Consider the following 26,220-nt stretch of genomic DNA (forward strand, 5'->3'; position numbering starts at 1 on the left):
ATGACCACTCTTCCCGAACTGTCGGGCAAGGTCGCGCTCATCACGGGCGCGAGCCGCGGTATCGGCTACGGCGTCGCGGAGGCCCTGGTCGCCCGCGGTGACCGGGTCTGCATCACCGGCCGCAACGAGGACGCCCTCAAGGAGGCCGTCGAGGCACTCGGCGCCGACCGTGTCATCGGCGTCGCCGGCAAGGCGCACGACGAGGCCCACCAGGCCGTCGCCGTCGAACGCACCATGGAGGCCTTCGGCCGCGTCGACTACCTGGTCAACAACGCCGGTACGAACCCGGTGTTCGGCCCGATCGCCGAGCTCGACCTCAACGTGGCGCGCAAGGTCTTCGAGACCAACGTCGTCTCCGCGCTCGGCTTCGCCCAGCAGACCTGGAAGGCGTGGCAGAGCGAGAACGGCGGCGCCATCGTCAACATCGCCTCCGTCGCAGGCCTCGCGCCCTCGCCCTTCATCGGCGCGTACGGCATCAGCAAGGCCGCGATGATCAACCTCACCGTGCAGCTGGCGCACGAGTTCGCGCCGAAGGTACGCGTCAACGCGATCGCGCCCGCCGTCGTGAAGACGAAGTTTGCGGCCGCACTGTACGAGGGCCGTGAGGCGGAGGCCGCCGCGGCCTACCCGCTCAACCGGCTCGGCGTGCCCACCGACATCGGCGGGGCAGCCGCGTTCCTCACCTCGCAGCAGTCGGACTGGGTCACCGGTCAGACGCTCGTGGTCGACGGCGGTCTCTTCCTGAACGCCGGCGTCGCCTGAGACACCGTCGGGGAACATTCCCCGAGCCCAGGGCCGGTGGCCTCCCGCACGCGGGGGACCACCGGCCCTCGTGTTGTGGGGAGTCGACAACGCGGGTGCCCGCGCCGAGCGACGCGGAGTCCGATATCCGGAGTGCCGGACGGTCCACAGGATCCTGACAACGTAGTCACAAACATGCTGATCAAGTGCCCTGCCGCGAACACGGTTCCGATACCGGAATGCTGCGGTATGGTCTGCCGACCCTTGGTACGGCAGATCGAGGAGCGTGCGCGTGTTCAACCGGAACAGATGCCTGAGACAGCTGGCTGCGATCACGTCCATAACCCTGGTGGCCGGATGCGGCGTCTTCTCCTCGGGCTCGTCCGAAGACAAGGGGCCGATCGTGGTGGGCACCACGAGTGCCCCGAGCACGCTGGATCCCGCGGCCTCCTGGGACGGGTCCTGGGAGCTGTTCCGCAACATCTACCAGACCCTGCTGGGCTACCCGAACGGTTCGGTGAGCCCGCAGCCGGACGCGGCCGAGAAGTGCGCGTTCACAGACGGAACCAACCGCACCTACCGCTGTGAACTGCGGGCGGACCTGACGTTCTCCGACGGAGACCCGCTGGACGCCCGGGCGGTCAAGTACTCCATCGACCGCATCAGGAAGATCAACGTCCGGGGCGGCCCCGCCGGTCTGCTCGGCAGCCTCGAACGCGTCCAGGTGCTCGGCAAGCGCGAGATCGTCTTCCACCTCAACCAGCCGGACGCCACCTTCCCGTTCGTGCTGGCCACCCCGGCGATGTCGATCGTCGACCCCGAGGAGTACCCGGCCGGCTCCCTGCGCAAGGGCGACCGGATCTTCGGCTCCGGGCCCTACAGCCTGGAGTCCTACCAGGAGGGCAAGCAGGCCGAACTCGTCAGGAACAGTCACTACGAGGGCTTCGCCGAGCGCCGGAACGACGCGGTCACCATCCGCTACTTCCCGGACTCGGCCCAGATGGTGGGGGCCCTGAAGGACCGGAAGATCGACCTCACCTACCGCGGTCTCGCCGCCTCCGACATCGTCGACCTGCAGGGCGGCGGCACCGACAAGGACCTCCAGCTCGTCGAGGGCGCGGGCACCGAGATCAGCTACCTGGTCTTCAACCCCAAGGACCCCTGGGCCGGCAAGGCCGCCGTCCGCAGGGCGATCGCGCAGATCGTCGACCGGCCGGCCATCGCGCACAAGGTCTACCGGGACACCGTCGACCCGCTGTACTCCATGGTCCCGGCCGGCCTGGTCGGTCACACCACCGGCTACTTCGACGCCTACGGCAGCCCCAGCGCGTCCAAGGCCCGCAAGATCCTCCTGGACTCCGGGATCGACCGCCGTGTCCCGCTCACCCTCTGGTACACGACCGACCGCTACGGCTCCGAGACCGCTCCGGAGTTCCGCGAGCTCAAGCGGCAGCTCGACGCCTCCGGCCTGTTCACCGTCACCCTCAAGAGCCGCCCCTGGAAGACCTACGAAGCCGGCTACCGCGACGGCGAGTACCCGGTGTTCGGGCGCGGCTGGTTCCCCGACTTCCCGGACGCCGAGAACTTCATCGCCCCCTTCGTGGGCGAGCAGAACGCGCTCGGAACGCCGTACCCGGCGCCGCGCATCACCGAGCACCTGCTGCCCGACTCCCGCGGGGTGAGCAACCGCGCCGCCGTGGTCAAGGAGTTCGAGGAGGCGCAGCAGATCCTCGTCGACGACGCCCGGCTGCTGCCCCTGTGGCAGGGCAAGCAGTACGTGGCCGCGAGCGGGGAGATCTCCGGCGGCGAACGGGCCCTGGACCCGTCGACGATCATGACGATGTGGGAGCTGGACCGCAAGACCAGCTGGTAGCGGGCCCGGACCGGCGGCGGTGACGTCCGCGTGCGGTCGGGCGGCCGGGGCCTGTCGCCCGGCCGGGCTCCGCCGGACGGTGGGCGGTACGGGGCACGGAACCCGTTGTCAGTGGGCGACGGTAGGTTCTGTGGTCTGGAAGTGACCGCACATCGGAGGAAGTTGACGTGACCGATATCGCCATGCTGCCCGAGTCCTGGCGCGGAGTACTGGGCGAGGAGCTGCAGCAGCCCTACTTCAAGGAACTCGCCGAGTTCGTCGAGGAGGAGCGTGCGAAGGGCCCCGTCTACCCTCCGCGGGAGGAGGTCTTCGCCGCGCTCGACGCCACGCCGTACGAGCGCGTGAAGGTCCTCGTCCTCGGTCAGGACCCGTACCACGGCGAGGGCCAGGGACACGGCCTGTGCTTCTCGGTCCGCCCGGGAGTGAAGACCCCGCCGTCGCTGCGGAACATCTACAAGGAGATGAAGGAGGAGCTAGGCACCCCGATCCCGGACAACGGCTATCTCATGCCGTGGGCCGAACAGGGCGTCCTGCTGCTCAACGCGGTGCTGACGGTGCGTGCCGGTGAGGCCAACTCGCACAAGGGCAAGGGCTGGGAGAAGTTCACCGACGCGGTCATCCGCGCGGTGGCCGAGCGTCCCGATCCCGCGGTCTTCGTGCTCTGGGGCAACTACGCGCAGAAGAAGCTCCCGCTCATCGACGAGACACGGCACGTGGTGGTGAAGGGGGCGCACCCCTCCCCGCTGTCGGCGAAGAAGTGGTTCGGCTCACGTCCGTTCACGCAGATCGACGCGGCCGTGGCGGCGCAGGGTCACGACCCGATCGACTGGACCGTTCCGGACCTCGGCTGAGACCGGCGTCCGCCGGCGTCCGTCGGCGCCCTCCGATGGGTCAGGACCGTCACCGGCCTGGCCCATCGGTGCACGGGGGCGCCTGAGCGGGATTGTCCGTGGCTCGGGCTAGCGTCGGCGGAGACAGTGACGAGCCTGGAGGACGCGGTGGCGGAGCAACAGGAGCAGGCGGCGCCGGACGCCATGATGACCAGGATCGGACAGGCCGTCATGCTGCACCACGCCGGTGACCGCGAGGAGGCCAGGACTCGTTTCCTGGACCTGTGGGAGGAGATCGGCGAGGGCGGCGACGCCCTCCACCGCTGCACCCTGGCGCACTACATGGCCGACACCCAGGACGATCCCGCGGACGAACTCGCGTGGGACCTGCGAGCCCTGTCGGCCGCCGACGAGCTGTCGGACGGCAGGGTCGCCGAGCACCACCAGTCCCTCGCCGTACGCGCGTTCTACCCCTCGCTCCATCTGAACCTCGCGGCCGACTACGTGAAGCTCGGACGGTCCGAGGCGGCGCGCACCCATCTGGGCCACGCGCGCGGAGCGACCGGCGCGCTCGCGGACGATCGCTACGGGGACGGCGTCCGGGCCGCGATCGGCCGCCTCGAACTGCGCATCAAGGGTCCCGGCAGCTCGGTGGAGACGGACCGACCCGACCGTTTCGGCGGTCCCGGGGGAGAGACCCTGGGACCGCCGAGACAGCGTCCGTGAGAGCGGGCGGAGTGCCGAGGGCCGGGATCAGTGTCCGTAGGTCCCGGAACAGATGACCGCCTCCGGACTGTCCGCCTTCCAGCCGCCGTAGGCCCTTCCCAGGGCGCACACATCCGCGTTCTTCGGCACGTCGGGGGAGACACGCGGGGCGGCGGCGCGGGGCTCGGAGTGGTGCGGCGCGGCAGGAGGGGCCGGGCGCGGGTGACGCTGGTGGGGACGCGCGGGCGCCGCCGGTGCCGCCGCCTGCGGGGGAGCGGCCCGCTGCCGGTGTGGCGCGGCGGGCTTCGGCTTCCTGGAAGGGGCGACGCGTTCCAGGGCTTCGCGGGCCGGTGCCTGCACGATCTGCGGTTCCGCCCTGCCGCCCGGCTGCGGCACGGCGGATCCGGACGGGGCGGTCGGCGGGCCGGAGGCGGGGGGCCGCTGGACCGTCATACAGCCGGAGAGGGCGGTGACCGCCACGGTGACCAGGAGCGTCGCGGTCGTCGTCGTTCGATGCACCCCGGCAACTCTGCTGGTTCGCAACGGCTTTGGGGAGCGGGGAGACGCAGGTTGCCCCGCACGAGTGATCCTTCCGCTCCTCCGGCGGGTGTGGGACGCGGCGGGCTGACGACGGAGAAGGTCATGAGCCGGGGCGCCACGGTGACTGCGAGCCAGGTCCATCGAGGGCGTTCGCGGTCTCTGGGTCGTCGGCCCGGGAGGTGTGGCCCGGGCGGTCCGCGATCGCGACGAGCGAGTGCCACCGAACTGCCCCACACAGGGCGGCGATCGGTGCCGACCACGGCGGACCTGCGCTTTTCCCGCGCCGCGCGGACGACATCGCCGACGGACGCCCGACGCTGCGGCCGTATGCTTCCGACGGAGCACGGTCTCCGGCCCCGCCCTCGGACGGTCGCGCCGGGACAGGCGCGCGCGGACAGGCCCGGACGAACGAAGGAGATCGCTGTGAAGGTCGGCTGCATCGGACTCGGCGACATCGCGCAGAAGGCGTATCTGCCGGTGCTCGGCGTGCAGCCGGGGATCGAGCTGCACCTCCAGACACGGAACCCCGAGACGCTCACCCGGGTCGCCGACACCCTCCACCTGCCGGCGCCGCAGCGCCACACCGACCTGGACGACCTCCTGGCGCAGGGCCTCGACGCGGCGTTCGTGCACGCGGCCACGGTCGCCCACCCGGAGATCGTCACGCGCCTGCTGGAAGCGGGCGTCCCGACGTACGTCGACAAGCCGCTCGCCTACGAACTCGCCGAGTCCGAGCGGCTCGTGCGGCTCGCGGAGGAGCGGAACGTCAGCCTCGCCGTCGGCTTCAACCGCCGTCTGGCCCCCGGCTACGCGCAGTGCGTCGAGCACCCGCGCGAGCTGATCCTGATGCAGAAGAACCGCACCGGGCTGCCCGAGGCCCCTCGGACGATGGTCCTCGACGACTTCATCCATGTCGTCGACACCCTGCGGTTCCTGGTACCCGGCCCGGTCGACGACGTGACCGTCCGTGCCCGCACGGAGGGCGGCCTGCTGCACCACATCGTGCTCCAGCTCGCCGGAGACGGCTTCACCGCTCTCGGTGTGATGAACCGGATGAGCGGCTCGAACGAGGAGATCCTCGAGGTGTCGGGCCAGGACACCAAGCGGCAGGTCGTCAACCTCGCCGAGGTCGTGGACCACAAGGGACAGCCGACCGTGCGGCGGCGCGGGGACTGGGTGTCGGTGGCCCGGCAGCGGGGCATCGAGCAGGTGGTCCTGGCGTTCCTCGACGCCGTCCGCGCGGGAAAGGTGCTCAGCGCCCGGGACGCGCTGGCGACTCATGAGCTGTGCGAGCGGGTGGTCCTGGCGGTTCAGGAACGCTCCGTCGCACTCTGAGCGCCCGGGCGCCCTCCGTCAGACACAGCGCTGCCAGGACGAGCAGGGCACCGTGCACCGGCCAGTCCCCGAACCGGACGTACGGGGTGACGCCGGTGGCCAGCGGCACCTCGTACACCGCGGCCTCGCTCGCGTCCGTGCCGAGCCAGGAACCGATCCGCTCGCCGCTCGGGCCGTACACCGCGGAGACTCCGGTGAGCGTGGCGTGCACCATGGGGCGGCCGGTCTCGGCGGCCCGCAGCGCGGCGAGCGAGGCGTGCTGCTCCGGCGCCCAGCTGTGCTGGAAGCTCGACGTGGACGACTGGGCGAGCAGCACCTCGGCACCGTCCTCGGCGAGATGGCGGCTCATGTCGGGGAACGCGGACTCGAAGCACACCATGGGACCGATGCGCAGCCCGTGCCCCACGTCCATCACCACCTGCCCGGTGCCCCGCATCCGGTCCTCGCCGGCCGCCTTGCCGACGGAGGTCGCCCAGCCCAGCAGGGAACGCGCCGGCACGTACTCGCCGAACGGGACCAGCCGCATCTTGTCGTAGCGGTCGCCGGTCGGGCCCTGCGGACCCACCAGCACCGAACTCTTGTAGATCCCGGGCCGGTCGGTGCGGCGCGCGTCGACGTTCACCAGGATGTCGGCACCCACCTCGCGTGACAGTGTCGCGATGCGGTTCGCCAGGTCGGGCCGTCCGGCGAGGTCGTGCCCGACGCTGCTCTCGCCCCAGACGACCAGATCGGCTCCCCGGCCCGCGAGTTGCCGGGTGAGGACCTCCTCCCGGTCGAACCGCCTGTCACCGCCGGCGCCGCCGTCCACGACGCCGGGCTGCACGACGGCGATCCGTATGCGGCCGTCGACGTCCGGGCGCGGCGACCACATCCAGGCGGCCGAGGTCGCGGCGGCCGTCGCGACCAGTCCGGCCACGGCGGGCAGCCGGGACTCGCGCACCGCGACCAGGACGGCGATCGCGACATTGACCGCGACGAGCAGGAAGCTGAGCAGCCACACCCCGCCGACCGAGGCCAGCCGCAGCGCGGGTTCGACCTGCCACTGGCTCGAACCGAGCAGACCCCAGGGACCGCCCAGTCCCTGCCAGGAACGGACGAGTTCGACCGCCAGCCACCCCGAGGGCAGGACGAGGAGGGCGGCGCCGATCCGGCCCGCCGAGGGCACTCCTGCCAGGAACCGGCGGACGAGCCAGCCCCAAGGGGCCCACAGCGCGCCGAGCAGGGCCGCTATGAGGACCGTGAAGACATGCAGGCTCGGCAGCAGCCAGTGGTGCACGGCCAGCATGAAACCGAGCCCGCCGAGCCAGCCGTCGTACGCGGCACGCCTGCCTGTGGGCGCCGCGCGGGCCAGCAGGATCCAGGGCACCAGCGCGACGTACGCGAACCACCACCAGGACGGGGCCGGGAAGGCGAGCATGGGCAGCGCGCCGGCCAGCGCCGCCACGATGTTCCGCCTCCAGGGGGAGACGAGCCATCGGTCGAGCGGACGATCGGGCCTCTTCACAACGTGCCTCCCTCCCCGGTGGTCCCTCCAGTGTGCGCGTCCCCGACGATCTACGACAGGGGGCACGGAGAGCGGGGCGGGGCGCGCACCGGGGAAAGCGACCCAGGTCGTGACACCTGGCACGTTGGCGGGGAGGAGGGAGGGGGTAGTGCGGGCCGGTGGTGCGGTGGTGCGGTGGTGCGGTGGTGCGGTGGTGCGGTGGTGCGGTGGTGCGGTGGTGCGGTGGTGCGGTGGTGCTGAGGGGCCCAGGGGGCCGGGATGCGGAGGTGACCGGGAGATGCGGGCGCCGGGGTCGTGGGGGTCCGGTGGATCAGGATGTCGCCGGGGCGTGCCGGCGGGGTTGCGGCATCCGGCGCCACTTCTCCTCGACGACCACCTGACGCAGCCGCCAGCCGTCGTCCGTACGCAGCAGGCCGAAGGCGTAGCGTCCGCCGCACACGAAGTCGGGGGCGGTGGAGGCTCCGTCCTGGCCGGCCAGCCTCATCGGGTTGATGTAGTCCGCCTGGAGCAGGGCGGTGTCGCCCGCGTTCTGGTCCAGGAGGTCGAAGCGCACGCGCCGGTTGACGATCAGGTGCTGGCGCATCGAGAACAGCTCCAGGCTGGTGGCGAGCCACTCCGCGACCTGACCGGCGTCGCCCTCGATGCCGCCGGCCGTGCGGTAGTCGGCGCGTCCGTCCTTCGTGAACAGCCTTCGGTAGGCGTCCCAGTCGCCGTCGTCCACCGCCACCGCGTACTCGGTCACGAGTCCGTCCACGGCCAACCGGTCCATCACGGTCGCGAGTTCCACGCGCTGCGTCATCGGCTCAGTGTTGGCCACCGGGCGTGCCACGCCAAGGGGGTGGGCGGGGTTATTCGGTGTCCGGCCGCTTCGGGTTCCGTTTCCGCCCGAGTCGCCGGGACCGGGGACGGCGGGCAGGGACCGGCGACCACGGCCGGTGAGGCGTCCGCGGAACCGGTCTGCCATCGTGGGTGATCCACTTCGACCGCGGACCCGGGGTGCCGCGGTCGGCCGAACCAGGAGGTTGTCATGACACGTCCCGTCACGATCGTCACGGGCGGCAGCCGGGGCATCGGGGCCGCGACCTGTGTGCGGCTCGCGGCGGACGGGCACGACGTGGTGGTCGGCTACGTCAGCGATGCCGACGCCGCCGAGCGGACGGCGTCCGCCGTGCGTGAGACCGGTGCGCGCTGTGTCACGGTGCGTGTGGACACCTCCGACGAGACCGATGTGGAGCGGCTGTTCGCCACGGCGGAGGAGCTGCTCGGACCGGTGACGGGACTGGTGAACAACGCCGGGGTGACCGGGCCGCTCGGCCGTCTCGCGGACGCCGATCCCGCAGATCTGCGGCGGGTGCTGGAGGTCAACGTGCTGGGCACGCTGCTGTGTTCGCGTCGTGCCGCCCGCTCGATGGCGGCCCTGGGCGGTGGTGTCATCGTCAACGTGTCCTCGGCCGCGGCCACCCTGGGGAGTCCCGGCGAGTTCGTGCACTACGCGGCGAGCAAGGCGGCCGTCGACGCGCTGACCACGGGACTCGCCAAGGAACTGGGTGCCGACGGCATCCGCGTCAACGCGGTCGCTCCCGGGATGATCGACACCGAGATGCACGCGGCCATGGGCGCCCCGGACCGAGCCGAGCGCGCTGCCCCGTCGGTTCCGCTGGGCCGGGTCGGCCGGGCGGAGGAGATCGCCGCCGCCATCGCGTGGTTGATGTCAGACGACGCGTCGTACGCGACGGGAGCGGTGCTGCGGGTGTCCGGCGGGCGCTGATCCGGGAGAACAACGGGCTTTCGGCCGGCGCTGAGCCGGGGAAACCGACGTGCCTCCGGCGGACGATGACCCCGGAGGCACCTGCGGGCTTCCGGTGGGCGGACTTCAGGCCGCCTCGATGATCTCCCCGCGGATCGCCTCGGCCCACCGCACGACCAACAGCTCGTACTCCGCCCGCTCCTGCGCGGACAGGGATCCGCCCGCCCGCATCCACAGGGCACGGATCTGTTCGTTTAACGCGGCGGCCGAACGCACGGAACCAGAGGGATCGAAGTCGGGGGACATGCGCACCAGCCTAGGGGCAAGGACTGACACTGCGCTACCGGACGGCTACGCAACCCGTATGCCCTTCGTCACGACGAAACGGAACGACGTCACGCGGTGTGCCGAACTTCCTCTGTGGAGAAGCCGGTTGACCTGGCCCTCTGCGCCGTCGCGGGGTCGTATGGGAGGTCAGCCCGCCGACTCGGCCGCGTGCGGGCTCAGTGTGCCCATCGTGACCAGCGCGATGATGACGATGCCGAGGACGATCCGGTACCAGACGAACGGCATGAAGCTCTTGTGCGAGATGAACTTCATGAACCAGGCGATGACCGCGTACCCGACGCCGAAGGCGATGAGCGTGGCGAACATCGTGGGGCCCCAGGCGACATGGCCCTCCGCCGCCGCGTCCTTCAGCTCGAAGGTGCCGGAGGCGAGGACGGCCGGCATGGCGAGGAGGAAGGAGTAACGGGCCGCCGCCGCACGGGTGTACCCCATGAACAGGCCACCGCTGATCGTCGCGCCCGAGCGGGAGACGCCGGGGACCAGGGCCATCGCCTGGCAGAGGCCGTAGATCAGGCCGTCCTTGGTGTTCAGGTCCTCAAGTGCCTTGCGCTGCTTGGCCGCCCGGTGTCGGCCGCCCGTCTCGTCGCGGGCCGCCAGCCGGTCGGCGACGCCTATGACGATGCCCACCACGATCAACATGGTCGCGGTGACCCGCAGATCGCGGAAGGGCCCTTCGATCTGGTCCTTGAGCGTGACGCCGAGCACGCCGATCGGGATCGAGCCGACGATCACCAGCCAGCCCATCTGGGCGTCGTGGTCGCTGCGCATCGCCTTGTCGGTGAGCGAGCGGAACCACGCCGACAGAATGCGTCCCACGTCCTTGCGGAAGTAGATCAGCACGGCCGCCTCGGTGCCCAGTTGGGTGATCGCGGTGAAGGCCGCACCGGGGTCCTCCCAGCCCGCGAACGCGGCGGTCAGCCGCAGATGCGCGCTGGAGGAGACGGGAAGGAATTCGGTCAGCCCCTGGACGAGTCCGAGGATGAGGGATTCAAACCAAGACATGAAGTTACGTGGTCCAAGCGCTGATCGAGGGAGGGCGACGGGCACGCCGTATCGCGGTGCGAGGTGATCACGGGTGTTGAGGGCAGCGTAGCGCCCGCGTCCGAACATCCCGCCACAGGGGTTTCACCGGCTCCCCACGCGAGGTTCGCCCGGGGACACCGGTACGCCTGTGGGCCGGCCCGGCGGAACCCGGTCGTCCGACCGCCCCTGTGCCACCGCGGGCAGCCCTACGCCACCGCCGGCCCGGTCACCGTCCACCCCGGGCTCTGGGGGTGCGGCGTCAGGGTGTGGTGGTCGACCTGCTCGCCGCATTCGCGGCAGACCACCTGGGGGACCAGCTCGTGACCGCAGGTGTGCTCCAGCACCATGGGCCGCGCACCGTCCTCCTGGAGGTGGCGGTCGCCCCACGCCATGAGGGTCAGCAGGACGGGCTCCAGCTCCAGCCCGGCGGCCGTCGCCCGGTACTCGTAGCGCCTGGGCCGCTCGCTGTACTGCACCTTCTCCAGGACGCCCGCGTCGACGAGGCGCTTCAGCCGGGTGGTCAGCACATCGCGCGGGGCGCCGGTGTTGCGGACCAGCTGGTCGAAGCGGGTGGCGCCGAGCGACACCTCGCGCAGGACCAGCAGGGAGTACTTCTCGCCGACGAGGGCGAGGGTGGCGGCGATGGAACAGGGGCGCGCGTCCTTCATGGGCCCAGTCTACGGGGAGGGTTGGATGTTCCAACTCACTCGGTTACTCTTGGGTCACTTAGTGGGTTGGAAAATCAAACGCACTGAGTCGCGGTGCGTCGCCCCGGCGCATCCCGACGTGGCGCGCCGAGCGCGGCCCGTCGAACCCGCCCGGCCGCCGGTCCCCGACCTCGGAGACCTCGGAGACCTCAGAGACCTGAGAGGCATCCCATGCGTGACGCCGTGATCGTCGAAGCCGTACGCACGCCCGTGGGTAAGGGCAGGCCGAGCGGCTCGCTCGCCCACGTCCACCCCGTCGAACTCCTCGCCCACACCCTCCGCACACTGGTCGAGCGCGCCGGGATCGACCCGGCGCTGATCGACGACGTCGTCGGCGGCACGGTCGACCAGGTCGGCGAGCAGGCCATGAACACCACGCGGTACGCCGTGCTCTCCGCGGGCTTCCCGGAGAGCGTGCCCGCCACCACCGTGGACCGCCAGTGCGGTTCGTCCCAGCAGGCCGTCCACTTCGCCGCGCAGGGCGTCATGTCGGGGGCGTACGACATCGTCGTGGCCTGCGGTGTGGAGTCGATGAGCCGGGTCCCCATGTGGTCGAACGTGCCCGCGGGCACGGACCCGTTCGGGCCCGGGGTCGCCGAGCGCTACCCCGAGGGGCTGGTGCCCCAGGGCATCAGCGCCGAACTCATCGCCGCCAAGTGGGGCATCTCCCGCGAGCGGATGGACTCCTACGCCGTGCAATCGCACCGCAGGGCGGCCGAGGCATGGGACAGCGGCCTCTTCGATGCCGAGGTGGCACCGCTGGAAGGCGTCACCCGTGACGAGAGCGTCCGCCCGGGCAGTACACCCGAGACACTCGCCGGTCTGAAGCCCGCCTACTACGACGCCGGGTTCGGCGACCGCTTCCCGCAGATCGACTGGTCGGTCACGGCGGGCAACGCGAGCCCGATCAACGACGGCGCGTCGGCCGTGCTCATCATGTCCGGCGAGACCGCCGACCGTCTCGGCCTGCGGCCCCTCGCCCGGCTGCACAGCTTCGCCGTCACCGGGTCCGACCCGCTGCTCATGCTCACCGGCGTCATCCCGGCCACCGAGAAGGTGCTGCGCAGGGCCGGCCTCGACCTCGGCGACATCGACCTCTTCGAGGTGAACGAGGCCTTCGCGGCCGTCGTCCTCGCCTGGCAGCAGGAGACGGGCGCCGACCTGTCCAAGGTCAACGTGCACGGTGGCGCGATCGCGATCGGTCACCCGCTCGGCGCGAGCGGCACCCGGCTCACCACGACCCTCGTGCACGCCATGCGCGTCCGCGGAGCCCGCTACGCGCTGCAGACGATGTGCGAGGCGGGCGGCCTGGCCAACGCGATGATCCTCGAGGCCGTCCGCCCCTAGGACGCCGTGCCGCGCAGGTGGTGGCGCTTGCGCCAGGCCACCACGGCGCCGACCAGGGCCGGAACCGCGATGAACCCCATCGCGATGAGGAAGGCCGGAGAGGTCGGCGACGACGCGCGGGCGCCGGCGACCGCGTACGCGGCGGTGTTCGGGATCGAGCCGAGCGCCGTCGCGAGCAGGAAGGGCAGCCAGCCCATGCGGGAGACGGCGGCGCAGTAGTTGGCGGCCCAGAACGGCACGCCCGGGAAGAGCCGGGCCACCATCATCGAGCGGAAGCCGTGCCGGCTGAGCTGTCCGTCCGCCGCCTTCAGCCAGCGGGCCCGCAGCAGGGGGCGCAGCGCGTCCTGCCCGAGGATGCGGCCCAGCCCGAAGGAGACGCCCGCGCCGAGCACGGTGCCCGCCAGCGCCGTGGCGAGGCCCAGCTGGGAGCCGAACAGGGCGCCGGCCGCCAGGTTGAGCAGCGGTCGCGGCACGAACGCGACGGTGCACAGACCGTACGCGACGCCGAACGCGAGCGCCGCCGCCGCGCCGCCGAGCTGGGGCGGCCAGCCGTCCGCGAGCAGCCGCTGCGGTTCGAAGAGCAGCACGCTCGACGCGGCGCCGGCCAGCAGGACGAGCAACAGGGACAGGCGTGACCAGGGCGAGAGGAGCACTCTCAGGCAGCGGGCGGCGGTGCCGGTGCGTGCGCTGTCGAGGGCTGCGGGCGCTGCGCCGACGAGCTCGGCGGCGACGACCAGATCGGTGGTGACGCCGAGCTTGTCTGCGATGGCCTGGGGACTGGCCGTGGCGGTGCCCCCAGAGCGGTTGGTGGCATCGAGCATCCGGTGACACTAACCGACGCATGTGTGTGATCGCCGTATGGTTCGTCTCATGGGCGTCACAGCTTCCGGAACGTCAGGTGCTCCGTTCGAGGCGCCGAACAGCCCGCTCGCGGACACTCTGATGGAGCGGCTCACGGTCGTCTACCCGGCTGCCGCGGATCCCGAGCGTGCCGCGTCCATGCGCGCGTACATGAAGGACATCGCCCCTTTCCTCGGGCTGAGCACGCCCGATCGCCGAGCCCTCTCGCGGACCGTGCTCCTGGACACCGCCCGCCCCGACGAGAGGGACTGCACCGCCCTCGCGCTGCGCTGTTGGGAGCTGCCGGAACGCGAGTACCAGTACTTCGCCGTCGACTACCTGCGCCGTCATGTGACGCGTCTGTCCTCGGAGTTCCTGCCGGTGGCCCGGCACCTCGTCGCCACCGTCTCCTGGTGGGACACGGTCGACGCGCTCGCCGCGCACGTCGTGGGCGGTCTCGTGACCGCCGACCCCGGCCTGCGCTCCGAGATGGACGCCTGGATCGAGGACGACGACCTGTGGGTCGCCCGGACGGCGCTGCTCCATCAGCTCCGTCACAAGGAGGCCACCGACGTCGAGCGGCTGTTCGCGTACTGCGTCCGCCGGGCCGGGGACACGGACTTCTTCATCCGGAAGGCGATCGGGTGGTGTCTGCGCGAGTACGCGAAGACGGACCCGCAGGCGGTACGGGACTTCGTGGCCGCGGAACGCGAGCGGCTCGCACCGCTCTCCTTGCGTGAGGCCCTCAAGAACGTCGGCCCCTGAACCACGGGGGCGCCTTTCCGCGAACCCTCGCCTCCTGAACCCGCGTTCACGGTGCGAGGCCCCGGTGCGCGCGGAGGGAAAACCATTCGACGGGGGACGACGCGTGGGCGAGTATCAGCTCATGTTCCGGTACGCCTTCCTCTTCGCAGCATCCGCAGTCGCGGATGCGCCGAAGGCTGCCGTCCCGTTCATTGCGGCAGCCGTCGACGGCGCCCGAAGCTGACCCTTCCCGGATCGTCCGGCGGACCCCGCAGGGGGAGGGTCGGCAACTCCTGGGGGTCCCCGCTCCGGCCCGTTCGCGCCGGGGCCATCACTCGGCTTCGCCGACACCGAAGAGGCTTCGAGGTACAGCCATGCCCAAGACGGCTTACGTGCGCACCAAACCGCACCTGAACATCGGCACCATGGGTCACGTCGACCACGGCAAGACCACCCTGACCGCCGCCATCACCAAGGTTCTCGCCGAGCGCGGCTCCGGCACCTTCGTCCCGTTCGACCGCATCGACCGGGCTCCGGAGGAGGCCGCCCGCGGCATCACGATCAACATCGCGCACGTCGAGTACGAGACCGACACCCGGCACTACGCGCACGTGGACATGCCGGGCCACGCCGACTACGTCAAGAACATGGTCACGGGCGCGGCCCAGCTCGACGGGGCGATCCTCGTCGTGTCCGCGCTCGACGGGATCATGCCGCAGACCGCCGAACACGTGCTGCTCGCCCGGCAGGTGGGCGTCGACCACATCGTCGTGGCCCTCAACAAGGCCGACGCCGGGGACGAGGAGCTCACCGACCTCGTGGAGCTGGAGGTCCGCGAACTGCTCTCCGCGCAGGGGTACGGCGGCGACGCGGTACCCGTCGTACGGGTGTCCGGCCTCAAGGCCCTCGAGGGGGACCCGCGTTGGACCGCGTCGATCGACGCGCTGCTCGACGCGGTGGACACCTACGTGCCGATGCCCGAGCGCTATCTCGACGCGCCGTTCCTCATGCCCGTCGAGAACGTGCTCACCATCACCGGACGCGGAACGGTCGTCACCGGTGCCGTGGAGCGCGGCACGATCCGCGTCGGTGACCGCGTCGAGGTGCTGGGCGCCGGCGTCGACACGGTCGTCACCGGCGTGGAGACCTTCGGCAGGCCGATGGAGGAGGCGCAGGCCGGTGACAACGTGGCGCTGCTGCTGCGCGGGGTGCCCCGTGACGCGGTCCGCCGCGGGCACATCGCCGCCGCGCCCGGCAGTGTCGTCCCGAGCCGTCGCTTCACGGCGCAGGTGTACGTCCTGTCCGCCCGCGAGGGCGGCCGGACGACCGCCGTCTCCACCGGATACCGGCCGCAGTTCTACATCCGCACCGCGGACGTGGTCGGCGACGTCGACCTCGGCGAGCGGGCGGTGGCCCGGCCCGGCGACACCGTCACCATGACGGTCGAGCTCGGGCGGGACGTCCCGCTGGAGCCGGGGCTCGGCTTCGCGATCCGCGAGGGCGGCCGGACGGTCGGCGCCGGGACGGTCACGTCGATCGCCTGACCGGCTCGGCCGCCCGGCCGGGCCACCTTCGCTCCACCCGTGTCGCCGCCCGGCGGGGCGACGACACGGGTGCCCGCCTGCACGGGTGCCCCCATGCCCGTGCACGCGGGCCGCGGGCGTGTGCCGGAAGGGGGAGACCGCGGTCGGCGATCGGGCCGCGCGGCACAGGCGGGCACCGGTCCTGCTGTCCGGATCCGGCCGCCGGGCTCCCCGGGCGGCGGGACCGGCGGCAGGCCGCACAATGGAGCCGTGGACGAGCCGATACCCGTGACGCGGGCCGTGGATCACGGCACCGCGAAGCTGATGCCCGACGTGGACCGGAAGCGGGCGTGGCTGCTGACCGTGGACGGCGCACCCCAGTCGTACGTGGACCTGGATGAGCCGGCGCACCTGGAGTTCGAGTACACGCGTCGCCTCGGGCACGTCCTGGACACGGTGGCGGAGCCGGGGCGGCCACTGGACGTCCTGCACCTCGGCGGCGGGGCGCTCACCCTGCCCCGGTACGTCGCGGCCACCCGGCCCGGTTCACGGCAGGACGTGGTGGAGGCGGACCGGGGCCTGCTCGCGCTGATCGGCGAGCACCTGCCGCTGCCCCCGGGCACGGGCGTCACCCTGCACGGCGCCGACGCCCGGCACTGGCTCGAAGCCGCGGCCCCCGACTCCGCGGACATCCTGATCGCCGACGTCTTCGGCGGCTCGCGCATCCCGGCCCATCTGACGTCCACCGCCTACGCGCAGGCGGCCGAACGGGCCCTGCGTCCGGACGGCGTCTACCTCGCCAACCTCGCGGACGCGGCTCCCTTCGCCTTCCTCCGGTCCCAACTCGCCACATTCTCGACCGTGTTCGAGGAACTCGCCCTCATCGCCGAACCCGGGGTACTGCGCGGCCGGCGCTTCGGGAACGCCGTGCTCGTGGCCTCCCACCAGCCCCTCGACACGGCGGCCCTGGCCCGCCGCACCGCCGCCGACGCCTTCCCGGCGCGCGTCGAACACGGCGCCGCGCTCAGGCGTTTCGTCGCCGGGGCCGCGCCCGTCGGGGACGAGGACGCGGTCCCGTCACCCGAACCGCCCGGCGGATCCTTCGGCATCGGCTGACGCGAGCGTCCCGCCGGACACCTGGGCACCCTCCGCGCCGAGCAGCGGGACACCGTCGGCGGGGGACACCGGCGTCCGCTGCGCCACCTGCCGGGTGCGGCGCGTCAGGTTCCGTACGTCCGGCACGCACAGCACCGCCGCCGTGACCACCACGACCAGCACCGAGCAGCCCCAGAGCGCGGACGTGCGGCCGAAGGCCTGCTCGGCGGGGCCCGCGAGAGCGGTGGCCAGCGGGACCATGGCGACCGAGCCGAACCAGTCGTAGGCCGACACCCGGGAGAGCTTCTCCTCCGGGATCTCCTGGTGCAGCGCGGTCATCCACGAGACACCGAACACCTCTATCGCCAGACCACTGACGAACATCACCGCGTACAGCGGGCCCACCGGGACGGGGACCGCGAGTGCCGCGGCGGGCGCCGCGAGCGGGAAGACGCAGAGGGTGCCGGCGAGCAGCAGCCGCCGGGGCTTCCACCGGGTCATGAGCAGGGCGCCGCCGACGGTTCCGGCGCCGAACGCGCCGAGGGCCAGCCCCCAGGGCCCCGGCCCGCCGAGGCTGTCGCGGGCGACCAGCGGACCGTAGACCGCGTCCGCGGCGCCGACCACCGCGACGACGACGGAGAACTGCGCGACGATCGTCCACAGCCAGGGGCGGCCGACGAACTCGTGCCAGCCGTCGCGGAGATCGGCGAGCAGACCGCCGCCGGGTGCGCGTGGCGGTATGTGGCCGACGTCCAGGAAGGACCGCAGCCCGCCGGCGACGGCGAACGCCACCGCGTCCACGGCGAGCACCCAGCCCGGTCCGATCACGGCCACCAGCGCTCCGCCGAGGGCCGCTCCGCCGAGGCCCGCGCCCTGCATCGCCATCCGGAACACCGCGAACGCGCGGCCGGCCTGTTCACCCTCCACGGAGGACATCAGCATGCCCTCGGCGGCGGGCCCGAAGAACGCCTGTCCGGTGCCGCCGAGCGCGGACAGCAGCATCATCTGCCACAACTGCGCGTGACCGCCGAGGACCAGGAGCGCGAAGGCGCCCTGCGAGACGCAGTTGAGGACGTTGGCGGCGACCATCACCCGGTGCCGCGGCAGCCGGTCCGCGACCGCACCGCCGATGAGCAGGAACAGGACCAGCGGCACCGTCCGCGCCGCAGCGACCAGACCGACGTCGCCACCGTCGCCACCGGCGGCGAGCACCGCGAACGCCGCCGCGATGAGCGCGCCCTGGCTCCCCAGGTTGGTGACGACCGCGGCGGCGGTCAGCAGGGTGTAGTTCCGTCCCGCCCAGGAAGGGCGTCGGGTGCGGCGGGGGAGGGCGGCGGCTGAGGTCACCCCGTGACTATCGCCGCCCGCCGCTCGACTTGCCAAACCGATTGCATTCGCGTCGAGCGAACGCCCCGCCGGGCCGGCCTCCGACCCCGAGGAGCCGGACTCCGGGCCCAGGGAGCCGGACCCCGGCCCTCAGGAGCCGGTTGGCGTCCCGTGCAGCCGGACCGTGCTGAGGATCTTCCGCACGGTCGCGTCGGGGACCTCTTCCTTGACACCCTTGGCGCCGTAGAACGTCCACGAGACGAAGTCGCCCGCCGAGTTCTTGAAGGCGAACGTGGTCGCCTTGCCGTCGGAGTCGCACTTGCCCTTCTTGGGGACTCCCGTGGAGTACGTGGTCGCGACGCTGCCCTTGACGCCCGACGCCGTGGTGTACGTCTCCGACTTGCCGACCTTCAGCAGCTTCTTCGACGACTCCTTCTGGTCGGTGTACCCGCCGAAGACCCATACGGCGGCGTCGTTGCGCGCCACGTCGGCCGTGTCCTTGGCGCCGCTCTGGCCCTTGGTGCCCGCGGCGGCCAGTGACGTGTCACTGTCGTGACCGTCCTTGTCGTCGTCGGACGTGCACCACTTCTCCTTGAGGAACGCGGGCGCGGACATGCCGATGAACGGGGAGCCGTCGCCCTTCTTTTCGTCCTCGAAGCCGATGAAGGTGCCGGGCGTCTCGACCTTCCAGTCCGCCGGAACGTCGAAGGCGGTGCCCCACTTCGGGTTCACCACGACCTTCCAGCCGGCGACCGTCGCCTTCTCCTCGTCGCCGCCGCGCGGATTGTCGTCGCTTCCGCCGGCGCTCGCGCTCGGCGACGTCGAGGCGGACGCCTTGGGCGACTTGGACGCGTCACCGCCCGCGTTGTCGTCCTTGTCGCCGCCGCCCAGGACGAGGAACGCGGTGACCCCGGCGGCGATCACCACGGCGGAGGCCGCGACGATCGCGGTGACCTTGGTCTTGTTTCCGCCGCCCCCGCCCCCGCTGCCGCCGGACGGCAGGGGTCCGCCGAGCGGCTCGGTCGGAGCCCCCCACTGCGGTCCGCCCTGCGGCTGCCCGTACGGCGCGCCGGGCTGCTGGTACCCCGGCTGCTGTCCCGGCTGCTGGTAGCCGGGCTGCTGGTAGGGATTCGGCTGCTGGTACCCCGGCTGCTGGTACGGGTTCTGGTCCTGCGGGTTCTGCTCGCCCCCGGGCGGCTGCTGTCCTGGCCACATGGCCGGTAACGATAGAGGGGCCGGAGACCCGAGTGCCATGGCGGTCCCCGAAAGGAGCGGGTCGCCACCGTACTTGCCCCCTTTGGTCCCGGCTTGCGACCGGCGGCGACGTCTCCGGGGCCGGCGCACCCGGCAGGCCCGCCGGAACCGGTGACGGGCGGCGGGCTGGTCAATGTTTGCTACCCATGGGTAACATCGAGTCATGAGCGCAGACCAGATGACGATCGGCGAGATGCTCGCCGCGACCGTGCCGATGGCCCGGACCCTGAACCTCGAGTTCGTCGAGACCTCTCCGGAGAAGGCCGTCGTGGCGCTCCCGGACCAGGGCGACTTCCACAACCACGTCGGCGGCCCGCACGCGGGTGCCATGTTCACGCTGGGGGAGTCGGCCAGCGGGGCGATCGTCCTGGCCGCCTTCGGTGACCAGCTCGCGCGCGCCGTGCCGCTCGCCGTGCGCGCCGAGATCGCGTACAAGAAGCTCGCGATGGGCCCCGTCACCGCCACCGCGACGCTCGGCCGGCCCGCCGCCGAGGTCGTGGCCGAACTCGACGCCGGTCAGCGCCCCGAGTTCCCGGTCGCCATCGCGATCCAGCGCGCCGACGGCGCGGTGACCGGCGAGATGACCGTGGTGTGGACGCTCCGCCCCAACGGCTGAGCCGCACGGTGCACGCCGGGCCCTGATCGGGACGTACGAGCCGATAGGGGCCCGCGGTCGTTCCGGGCCCCCCTGCGGCTCAGGCCGTCGGCCCGGGCCCCACTGCGGCTCAGACCGCCGGCCCGGATCCGGCCGTGGCGACCGGCAGGGCGACCCCGGTGAGCCGTTCGGCCTCGCTCCACAGGCGGGTGTTGGTCCCGGGGTCGAGGGCCCGGCGGGTGACGCGTGCCGTGGCCGTCGGACCGACCAGCCCGAACCGGCCGCCCGGACCGTAGTAGCCGCCGGCCACCGCGTCGGGGCTGGTGGCGGCGTACAGGAGCGGCTCGGTGCCCTGTTCGACCTGCTGCTTCGGCAGGAAGTCCAGTGCGTTGAGCAGGGACCGCTTCGGCTTGTCCCGCCCGAGGCTCGCGCCGGCCGTCTGGAGGTTGGTGACCGTGTAGCCGGGGTGGGCGCCGGTGCTCAGCAGGTTCCAGCCGCGCTCGGCGGCGATCGCCGCGAGCTGCCGGGTCAGGATGAGGTCGGCCAGTTTCGACTGGGCGTAGGACAGGTTGGCGCTGTAGCGACGGCTCTCCCACTGGAGGTCCGCGAAGTCGATCCGGCCGTAGTTGGCGGTCCCGCTGCTCATCGTGGCGACGCGCGGGGCGCCCGCGGCGAGCAGGGCCGGCAGCAGTCGCACGGTGAGCGCGAACGGGCCGAGGAAGTTGCTGCCCATCTGGAGCTCGAACCCGTCCGCCGTGGTCATCCGGGTCGGGGGTGCCATCACGCCCGCGTTGTTGACCAGCAGGTCCAGCGGGGTGCCGTCGGCCAGGATCCCGTCCGCGAACGCCTCGACCGTCGCGAGGTCGGCGAGATCGACGTGGCGCACGTCGAGCCGGGCCTGCGGATGGCGGGCGAGGATCTCGGCGCGGGCCCGCTCGCCCTTGGCGACCGTACGGACGGCCATGATCACGTGTGCTCCGGCGGCGGCGAGCCGTCGGGTGGCCTCCTTGCCGGTGCCGCTGTTGGCTCCGGTGACCACGACGAGCTTCCCGGTCCGGTCCGGCACGGTGTACATGAGAACTCCTTCGGCAGATTCAAAAGACCAGTGGTCTCTTCTCTTCTCCGAACGTAGCAGACCGCCGGTCTGATAACAACAGACCGGGGGTCTGTAGTCTGGGGCCATGAGTACGTCCTTCCAGCGCGCCCGCAGCGAGGAACAGCGCGCCGTGCGCAAGCAGGCCATCCTGGACACCGCTGCCGCGATGCTGGCCGAGATGCCGGTCGCCCGGCTGAGCCTCAACGAGCTGAGCCGTCGCGTCGGGCTCGCGAAGTCGAACGTGCTGCGCTACTTCGAGTCCCGCGAGGCCGTGCTGCTCGAACTCCTCGACGCCGCCGAACGCGAATGGCTGGCGGGGCTGGAGGGGGAGCTCGGCGCGGCCGTCGACGACGGCGCGCCCGTGGCCGAGCGCGGCGACCGGGTGGCCGGGGTGCTCGCGGCGTCCCTCGCGGCGCGACCCGTCCTGTGCGACCTGATCAGCGCGCAGGCGGCCGTCCTCGAACGGAACGTCTCGCCCGTCGCCGCCGCCGAGTACAAGCACACCGCGATCGCCAACGTCGGACTGCTCGCCCGGCTGGTGCAGGCGCGCGTGCCCGAACTGGGCGACCGTGACGCCGGACGGTTCGCCGCCGCGACGATCATGGTCGCCGGGGCGGCCTGGACGCACTCGCAGCCCTCCGCCGCGATGCTCGCCGCCTACGAGGCCGATCCCCGACTGGCCGCTCTGCGGCTCGACTTCACGGATGTCCTGCGCGAGATGCTCGCGGTCGTCGTCGCGGGTCTGCTCGCTCGTGCGGCACGCGACGACGCCGCATCCGCGCCTGGAGCCTGAGGGTCCGGCCCCTGTCCCGCCGGGGCCGGGTGCTCTCGACGGACCGCACTCCTTCGGTACTTGTCCGACTCCGCGCTGTTTCTGTTCACTTCATTGACACGAGTCACCCCGGGTCATAGTTTTCGCGCCGTACCCACGGTGCCTGACGGACGGTCAAGTCGACTTCTACGCAACCGCGTTCAAGGAACGAACGCGAGGGTCGCCGGCACCGGTACACGCGGACCACGACGACGTGCCCGCGCACCGAAGGAGTGACGGCTCATGTCCCACACCTTTTCCCGGCGATCGGCCCTGCGACTGGTCGGCGGCGCCGTCGCGGTCGCCGCGGCCACCACCGCTCCCGGCTTCGTCCCCGGCGCCCACGCGGCACCCGGAACGGCTGCGGGCCCGCGCGTCGAGGGCCTGATCCGCAGACTCACGCTCGACGAGAAGATCTCCCTCCTGCACGGCGCGGCCGACCCGGACTCCCTCGGCCAGGCCGGCTTCGTCCCCGGCGTCCCCCGGCTCGGCATCCCCTCCCTGCGGCTCGCCGACGGCCCGGCCGGCGTCCGGGTCACCCGGCACGCGACGGCCCTGCCCGCCCCCGTGCTGCTGGCCTCCGCCTTCGATCCCGGACTGGCCCACCGCTACGGCCGGGTCATCGGACACGAAGGACGCGCACTCGGCCAGGACGTCCTGCTCTCCCCGATGGTCAACCTCATCCGGACCCCGTACGCGGGCCGCAACTTCGAGACGTTCAGCGAGGACCCGCTGCTCGCCGCGGACCTGGTCGCCGCCGAGATCCGCGGCATCCAGGGCGAGGGCCTCATCGCCACCGTCAAGCACTTCGCCCTGAACAACCAGGAGAAGGACCGCCAGTCCGTCGACGTCGTCGTGGACGAGCAGACCCTGCACGAGGTCGAGCTCCGCGGCTTCGAAGCCGCCGTCGACGCGGGCACCGGCGCCGTCATGGGCGCCTACAACAAGGTCGACGGCATCTACGCCTGCGAGAACCGGGCGCTCCTGACCGGCGTCCTGCGCGATCAGTGGGGCTTCGACGGCTGGGTGATGACCGACTGGTTCGCCGCCCACAGCACCGTCGCCGCGATCACCGCGGGCCTCGACATGGAGATGCCCGACGGCACCTACTTCGGGGCGGCTCTGCGGTCGGCGGTCCGGAACGGCACTGTCTCCGAGGCGTACGTGGACCGCGCCGTGCGCCGGATCCTCAGGGTGATGGACCGCTTCGGGCTGCTCGACGGGAGCGCTCCGGCCCGCCCCGCCCGCGACGCGAAGGCGGGCGCGGCCGTGGCCCTGGAGGTCGCGAAGGCGGGAGCCACCCTGCTCCGCAACGAGCACCACGTACTGCCCCTCACCGGCGCCGCGGCACGCGACATCGCCGTCGTCGGACCCACCGGCATGCTGCCCTTCGTCAGCGGCGGCGGCAGCGCGCACGTGGTGCCCGACCACGCCGACAGCCCCCTCGACGCCATCCGGGCCCGCGCGGGACACGGTGCCCGCGTCACCTACTCCCCGGGCGAGGACCTGTTCGGCAAGGCCGTCCCCGCGAGCGCGCTGAGCCCGGCGCTCACCACGGAGGCCCAGCAGGTCCCCGCGGGACAGGCATGGTCGTACGAGGGGACCCTCACCGTCGCCGAGCCCGACGAGTGGACCCTGGTCATCCACTATTCGGGCGAACGGCCCAAGGTCCTGCTCGACGGGCAGGACCTCTTCCCCGTGGCGCCCGGCTACGGGGAGTACTTCTCCGGCGGCCTGGTCTCCGCCGCCCCCGACGGGCTGGCGGTGCGGCGCGCGACTCTGAACCTCTCGAAGGGGGCGCACACGCTGAAGATCACCGCCAACGGCGGAAGCGCCGGACAGGTCTTCCGGCTGCGGCGCAGCACCGGCGCGACCCGCGCCCAGGACGTCACCGAGGCGGTCCGCGCGGCCCGGGCCGCGCACAGCGTCGTCCTGTTCGCCTACGAGGACGCCACCGAGGGCCTGGACCGTACGACCATCGCCCTCCCCGGGCACCAGGAACACCTCATCGAGGCGGTGTCCGCGGCGAACCCGCACACCACCGTCGTCCTCAACACCTCGTCCTCCACCTCCATGCCATGGCTGCGCCGCACCGCCGCCGTGCTCCAGATGTACTACCCGGGCCAGCAGGGCGCCGCCGCCACCACCGCCGTCCTGTTCGGCGACTGCGACCCCGGAGGCCGGCTCACCCAGTCCTTCGCCGTCGACGACGACCACCACCCCGTGGCCGGGGACCCGCGCCGCTACCCGGGCGTCGACGGCACCGAGGAGTACTCCGAAGGCATCCACGCCGGATACCGCTGGTACGACGCGGAGGGCGTGCGCCCGCTCTTCCCGTTCGGCCACGGACTCTCGTACACCTCCTTCGCCTACGACGACGTCCGCGTCCGGCAGGACCGGCGGGGGCTGCGGGTCGAGTTCACCGTGCGCAACACCGGGCGGCGCGACGGCGTCGAGGTCGCGCAGGTCTACGTCGGACCCTCGCCCCGGCTCGAACTCGACCAGGCGGTCCGGGTGCTGGGCGGCTACCAGCGGCTCGTCCTGCGCGCGGGGGAGCGGCGACGGGTCACCGTGCGGGTGTCCGCACGCACCCTCTCCTCCTGGGACACCAAGAAGCACGGCTGGGTGCTCGGAACCGGGCGCCGGACCGTCTGGGTCGGGGCCTCCTCGCGCGACCTGCGGCTCAGGACCAGCGCGGAGGTCCGTGCCTGATCCGGAGCGGGTGCGCCACGCGCCGGCCCCGCGGTCACCGCATGCCCCTCCCGTGCCGCCCCTGCCCCCGCGCCGACGGGCCGGGGGCGGCTGCCGGGCCCGCGCGACCGGACCCCGGTCCGGAGCGACCAGGTAGGCTTCCGGGCGTGCGCTCCGGGGGAAGCGCGCGCCGGGTGACCGAGCGAGACGCAGCCGCCCGGGTCAGGCACAGCTCAACGGGAGGAACCGGCGTTGCACGTCCAGGAGTGGCTAGAGACGGTGCCCGCGGTCAGTATCTACGCGCTGGTGGCCCTGGTCATCGGCGTGGAGAGCCTGGGCATCCCGTTGCCCGGGGAGATCGTGCTCGTCTCGGCGGCCCTGCTCTCCTCGCAGCACACCGGCATCAACCCCGTCATCCTCGGAGCCTGCGCCAGCCTCGGCGCGATCGTGGGCGACTCCATCGGGTACGCGATCGGCCGGAAGGGCGGCCGCCCGCTGCTCGCCTGGCTCGGCGCGAAGTTCCCCCGGCACTTCAGCGAAGGCCATGTGGCCACCGCCGAGCGGTCGTTCCAGAAGTGGGGCATGTGGGCCGTGTTCTTCGGCCGGTTCATCGCCCTGCTGCGGATCTTCGCCGGCCCGCTCGCGGGCGTCCTGCACATGCCGTACTGGAAGTTCCTGATCGCCAACGTCCTCGGCGGCATCGTCTGGGCGGGCGGCACCACCGCCGTCATCTACTACGTGGGCGTCGTCGCCGAGGCCTGGCTGAAGCGCTTCTCGTGGCTCGGCCTGGTCCTGGCGGTACTCATCGGTCTCGGCTCGATGCTGATCGTCCGCCGCCGGGCGCAGAAGTCGGCGGCGGAGCACGAGACGGCGGAGCCGGAGCCCGTCCCCGCCGACTAGCCCTCCGCCTCCCGGGTGGGACCGCTCACGCGTGGATCCCGCGGTGTGCCTTGGCCAGTTCCACGTACAGCGTGCCGTTCAGGGTGATGCCCTCGCGCTCCTCGTCGGTCAGCGAACGCCTGATCTTGGCGGGCACGCCCGCGACGAGCGACCCCGGCGGGACCTGCATGCCCTGCGGTACCAGCGCCTGCGCGGCGACCAGCGAACCGGCCCCGATCACCGCGCCGTTGAGTACCGTGGCGCCCATCCCGATCAGACAGTCGTCCTCGACGGTCGCCCCGTGCAGCACGGCGTTGTGGCCGATGGAGACCCGCTCCCCGACGGTGATGGGGAAACCGGGGTCCACGTGGAGGCTGCAGTTGTCCTGCACGTTGCTGTCCGCGCCGATGACGATCGGCCCGCAGTCGGCCCGCAGCACCGCGCCGTACCAGGCGCTCGAGCCCGCGTGCAGCGTGACGTCCCCGATGACCACCGAGGTGGGCGACACGAACGCCTCCTCGTCGACCTGCGGGTCCTTGCCGCCGATTCCCATGATCAGCGCCTGCTGAGTCGTCACCGCGTCACCGTCTCGTCGTCTCGTCGGTCGTCGTCGTGCGGCCGGTGGTACCGGCCGCACCGGCACCGTATGCCATCGCCGGCGCCCCC

Annotated in this window: 25 protein-coding genes; 14 read left to right on the top strand and 11 right to left on the bottom strand. The window is 72.1% G+C overall.

What is annotated here, in order from left to right; translation table 11 throughout:
• From OG406_RS33175 to OG406_RS33190, 4 genes are all read left to right on the top strand, one after another.
• Entirely contained in the window at positions 1-762 is a 762-nt protein-coding gene (locus OG406_RS33175; protein ID WP_266854274.1) for an SDR family oxidoreductase, read from the top strand.
• Positions 763-1,027: 265 nt separating this feature from the next.
• The gene (locus tag OG406_RS33180; RefSeq protein ID WP_266611846.1) at positions 1,028-2,614 is read left to right on the top strand and encodes an ABC transporter substrate-binding protein; all 1,587 of its coding nucleotides are present in this window, start codon (positions 1,028-1,030) and stop codon (positions 2,612-2,614) included.
• A 167-nt stretch (positions 2,615-2,781) separates the two neighbouring features.
• The gene (ung, locus tag OG406_RS33185; protein ID WP_329189276.1) at positions 2,782-3,465 is read left to right on the top strand and encodes a uracil-DNA glycosylase; all 684 of its coding nucleotides are present in this window, start codon (positions 2,782-2,784) and stop codon (positions 3,463-3,465) included.
• Positions 3,466-3,612: 147 nt separating this feature from the next.
• Positions 3,613-4,170: a hypothetical protein gene (locus OG406_RS33190; RefSeq protein ID WP_329191059.1), complete on the top strand. Its 558-nt coding sequence runs from the start codon at positions 3,613-3,615 to the stop codon at positions 4,168-4,170.
• A gap of 27 nt (positions 4,171-4,197) precedes the next feature.
• Here OG406_RS33190 and OG406_RS33195 read toward each other — a convergent pair whose 3' ends face one another.
• The gene (locus OG406_RS33195; RefSeq protein WP_329189278.1) at positions 4,198-4,668 is read right to left on the bottom strand and encodes a hypothetical protein; all 471 of its coding nucleotides are present in this window, start codon (positions 4,666-4,668) and stop codon (positions 4,198-4,200) included.
• A 444-nt stretch (positions 4,669-5,112) separates the two neighbouring features.
• On the opposite strand from OG406_RS33195, the gene OG406_RS33200 reads away from it, so the two are divergent.
• Positions 5,113-6,024, top strand: a complete 912-nt coding sequence (locus OG406_RS33200) for a Gfo/Idh/MocA family protein (protein WP_329189280.1) — start codon at positions 5,113-5,115, stop codon at positions 6,022-6,024.
• Here the strand turns inward: OG406_RS33200 and lnt are convergent.
• Both lnt and OG406_RS33210 read right to left on the bottom strand, forming a co-directional pair.
• Positions 5,942-7,528: an apolipoprotein N-acyltransferase gene (gene lnt / locus OG406_RS33205; RefSeq protein ID WP_329189281.1), complete on the bottom strand. Its 1,587-nt coding sequence runs from the start codon at positions 7,526-7,528 to the stop codon at positions 5,942-5,944. The genes OG406_RS33200 and lnt overlap by 83 nt on opposite strands.
• A gap of 310 nt (positions 7,529-7,838) precedes the next feature.
• Positions 7,839-8,327: a nuclear transport factor 2 family protein gene (locus tag OG406_RS33210; protein WP_267050191.1), complete on the bottom strand. Its 489-nt coding sequence runs from the start codon at positions 8,325-8,327 to the stop codon at positions 7,839-7,841.
• 228 nt (positions 8,328-8,555) lie between these two features.
• Between OG406_RS33210 and OG406_RS33215 the strand changes: the two genes are divergently transcribed.
• Positions 8,556-9,296: an SDR family NAD(P)-dependent oxidoreductase gene (locus OG406_RS33215; protein ID WP_329189283.1), complete on the top strand. Its 741-nt coding sequence runs from the start codon at positions 8,556-8,558 to the stop codon at positions 9,294-9,296.
• A 105-nt stretch (positions 9,297-9,401) separates the two neighbouring features.
• On the opposite strand, the gene OG406_RS33220 is transcribed toward OG406_RS33215, so the two are convergent.
• From OG406_RS33220 to OG406_RS33230, 3 genes are all read right to left on the bottom strand, one after another.
• Positions 9,402-9,581: a hypothetical protein gene (locus tag OG406_RS33220; protein WP_081224017.1), complete on the bottom strand. Its 180-nt coding sequence runs from the start codon at positions 9,579-9,581 to the stop codon at positions 9,402-9,404.
• Between the two features lie 168 nt (positions 9,582-9,749).
• Positions 9,750-10,625: an undecaprenyl-diphosphate phosphatase gene (locus OG406_RS33225; protein ID WP_164374809.1), complete on the bottom strand. Its 876-nt coding sequence runs from the start codon at positions 10,623-10,625 to the stop codon at positions 9,750-9,752.
• A 227-nt stretch (positions 10,626-10,852) separates the two neighbouring features.
• Positions 10,853-11,314: a winged helix-turn-helix transcriptional regulator gene (locus OG406_RS33230; RefSeq protein ID WP_164374808.1), complete on the bottom strand. Its 462-nt coding sequence runs from the start codon at positions 11,312-11,314 to the stop codon at positions 10,853-10,855.
• 210 nt (positions 11,315-11,524) lie between these two features.
• Between OG406_RS33230 and OG406_RS33235 the strand changes: the two genes are divergently transcribed.
• Positions 11,525-12,700, top strand: a complete 1,176-nt coding sequence (locus tag OG406_RS33235; protein ID WP_329189285.1) for a thiolase family protein — start codon at positions 11,525-11,527, stop codon at positions 12,698-12,700.
• On the opposite strand, the gene OG406_RS33240 is transcribed toward OG406_RS33235, so the two are convergent.
• Positions 12,697-13,521: a TVP38/TMEM64 family protein gene (locus OG406_RS33240; protein ID WP_267050188.1), complete on the bottom strand. Its 825-nt coding sequence runs from the start codon at positions 13,519-13,521 to the stop codon at positions 12,697-12,699. The genes OG406_RS33235 and OG406_RS33240 overlap by 4 nt on opposite strands.
• Before the next feature lie 49 nt (positions 13,522-13,570).
• Between OG406_RS33240 and OG406_RS33245 the strand changes: the two genes are divergently transcribed.
• The 3 genes from OG406_RS33245 to OG406_RS33255 all read left to right on the top strand — a co-directional run bounded on the left by OG406_RS33245 (position 13,571) and on the right by OG406_RS33255 (position 16,923).
• Complete coding sequence (locus OG406_RS33245) at positions 13,571-14,305, top strand: DNA alkylation repair protein (RefSeq protein ID WP_329189287.1); 735 nt, start codon at positions 13,571-13,573, stop codon at positions 14,303-14,305.
• A 353-nt stretch (positions 14,306-14,658) separates the two neighbouring features.
• Positions 14,659-15,828 carry an elongation factor Tu gene (gene tuf / locus OG406_RS33250; protein ID WP_164374804.1) on the top strand — a complete coding sequence of 390 codons (1,170 nt, stop codon included), beginning with the start codon at positions 14,659-14,661 and terminating at the stop codon, positions 15,826-15,828.
• A 249-nt stretch (positions 15,829-16,077) separates the two neighbouring features.
• A complete protein-coding gene (locus OG406_RS33255; protein ID WP_266854256.1) occupies positions 16,078-16,923 on the top strand; it encodes a spermidine synthase in 846 nt (281 codons plus the stop codon).
• Here OG406_RS33255 and OG406_RS33260 read toward each other — a convergent pair.
• Complete coding sequence (locus tag OG406_RS33260) at positions 16,885-18,249, bottom strand: MFS transporter (protein WP_266611829.1); 1,365 nt, start codon at positions 18,247-18,249, stop codon at positions 16,885-16,887. The genes OG406_RS33255 and OG406_RS33260 overlap by 39 nt on opposite strands.
• Positions 18,250-18,378: 129 nt before the next feature.
• Entirely contained in the window at positions 18,379-19,443 is a 1,065-nt protein-coding gene (locus tag OG406_RS33265) for a hypothetical protein (protein ID WP_329189289.1), read from the bottom strand.
• 217 nt (positions 19,444-19,660) lie between these two features.
• Here OG406_RS33265 and OG406_RS33270 point away from each other — a divergent pair, with 217 nt between their 5' ends.
• The gene (locus OG406_RS33270) at positions 19,661-20,098 is read left to right on the top strand and encodes a DUF4442 domain-containing protein (protein WP_164374881.1); all 438 of its coding nucleotides are present in this window, start codon (positions 19,661-19,663) and stop codon (positions 20,096-20,098) included.
• Between the two features lie 109 nt (positions 20,099-20,207).
• On the opposite strand, the gene OG406_RS33275 is transcribed toward OG406_RS33270, so the two are convergent.
• Entirely contained in the window at positions 20,208-21,152 is a 945-nt protein-coding gene (locus tag OG406_RS33275) for an SDR family oxidoreductase (RefSeq protein ID WP_329189292.1), read from the bottom strand.
• Positions 21,153-21,258: 106 nt separating this feature from the next.
• Here OG406_RS33275 and OG406_RS33280 point away from each other — a divergent pair, with 106 nt between their 5' ends.
• From OG406_RS33280 to OG406_RS33290, 3 genes are all read left to right on the top strand, one after another.
• Positions 21,259-21,966 carry a TetR/AcrR family transcriptional regulator gene (locus OG406_RS33280; protein ID WP_329189294.1) on the top strand — a complete coding sequence of 236 codons (708 nt, stop codon included), beginning with the start codon at positions 21,259-21,261 and terminating at the stop codon, positions 21,964-21,966.
• A 261-nt stretch (positions 21,967-22,227) separates the two neighbouring features.
• Positions 22,228-24,696, top strand: a complete 2,469-nt coding sequence (locus OG406_RS33285) for a beta-glucosidase family protein (protein WP_329189295.1) — start codon at positions 22,228-22,230, stop codon at positions 24,694-24,696.
• Between the two features lie 231 nt (positions 24,697-24,927).
• A complete protein-coding gene (locus OG406_RS33290) occupies positions 24,928-25,575 on the top strand; it encodes a DedA family protein (RefSeq protein WP_164374797.1) in 648 nt (215 codons plus the stop codon).
• A gap of 25 nt (positions 25,576-25,600) precedes the next feature.
• Here OG406_RS33290 and OG406_RS33295 read toward each other — a convergent pair whose 3' ends face one another.
• On the bottom strand, positions 25,601-26,107 hold the full coding sequence (locus OG406_RS33295; protein ID WP_329191061.1) for a gamma carbonic anhydrase family protein: 507 nt from the start codon (positions 26,105-26,107) through the stop codon (positions 25,601-25,603).
• Positions 26,108-26,220 lie beyond the last annotated feature (113 nt).

This window comes from Streptomyces sp. NBC_01428, from assembly GCF_036231965.1.
Taxonomy (GTDB): domain Bacteria; phylum Actinomycetota; class Actinomycetes; order Streptomycetales; family Streptomycetaceae; genus Streptomyces.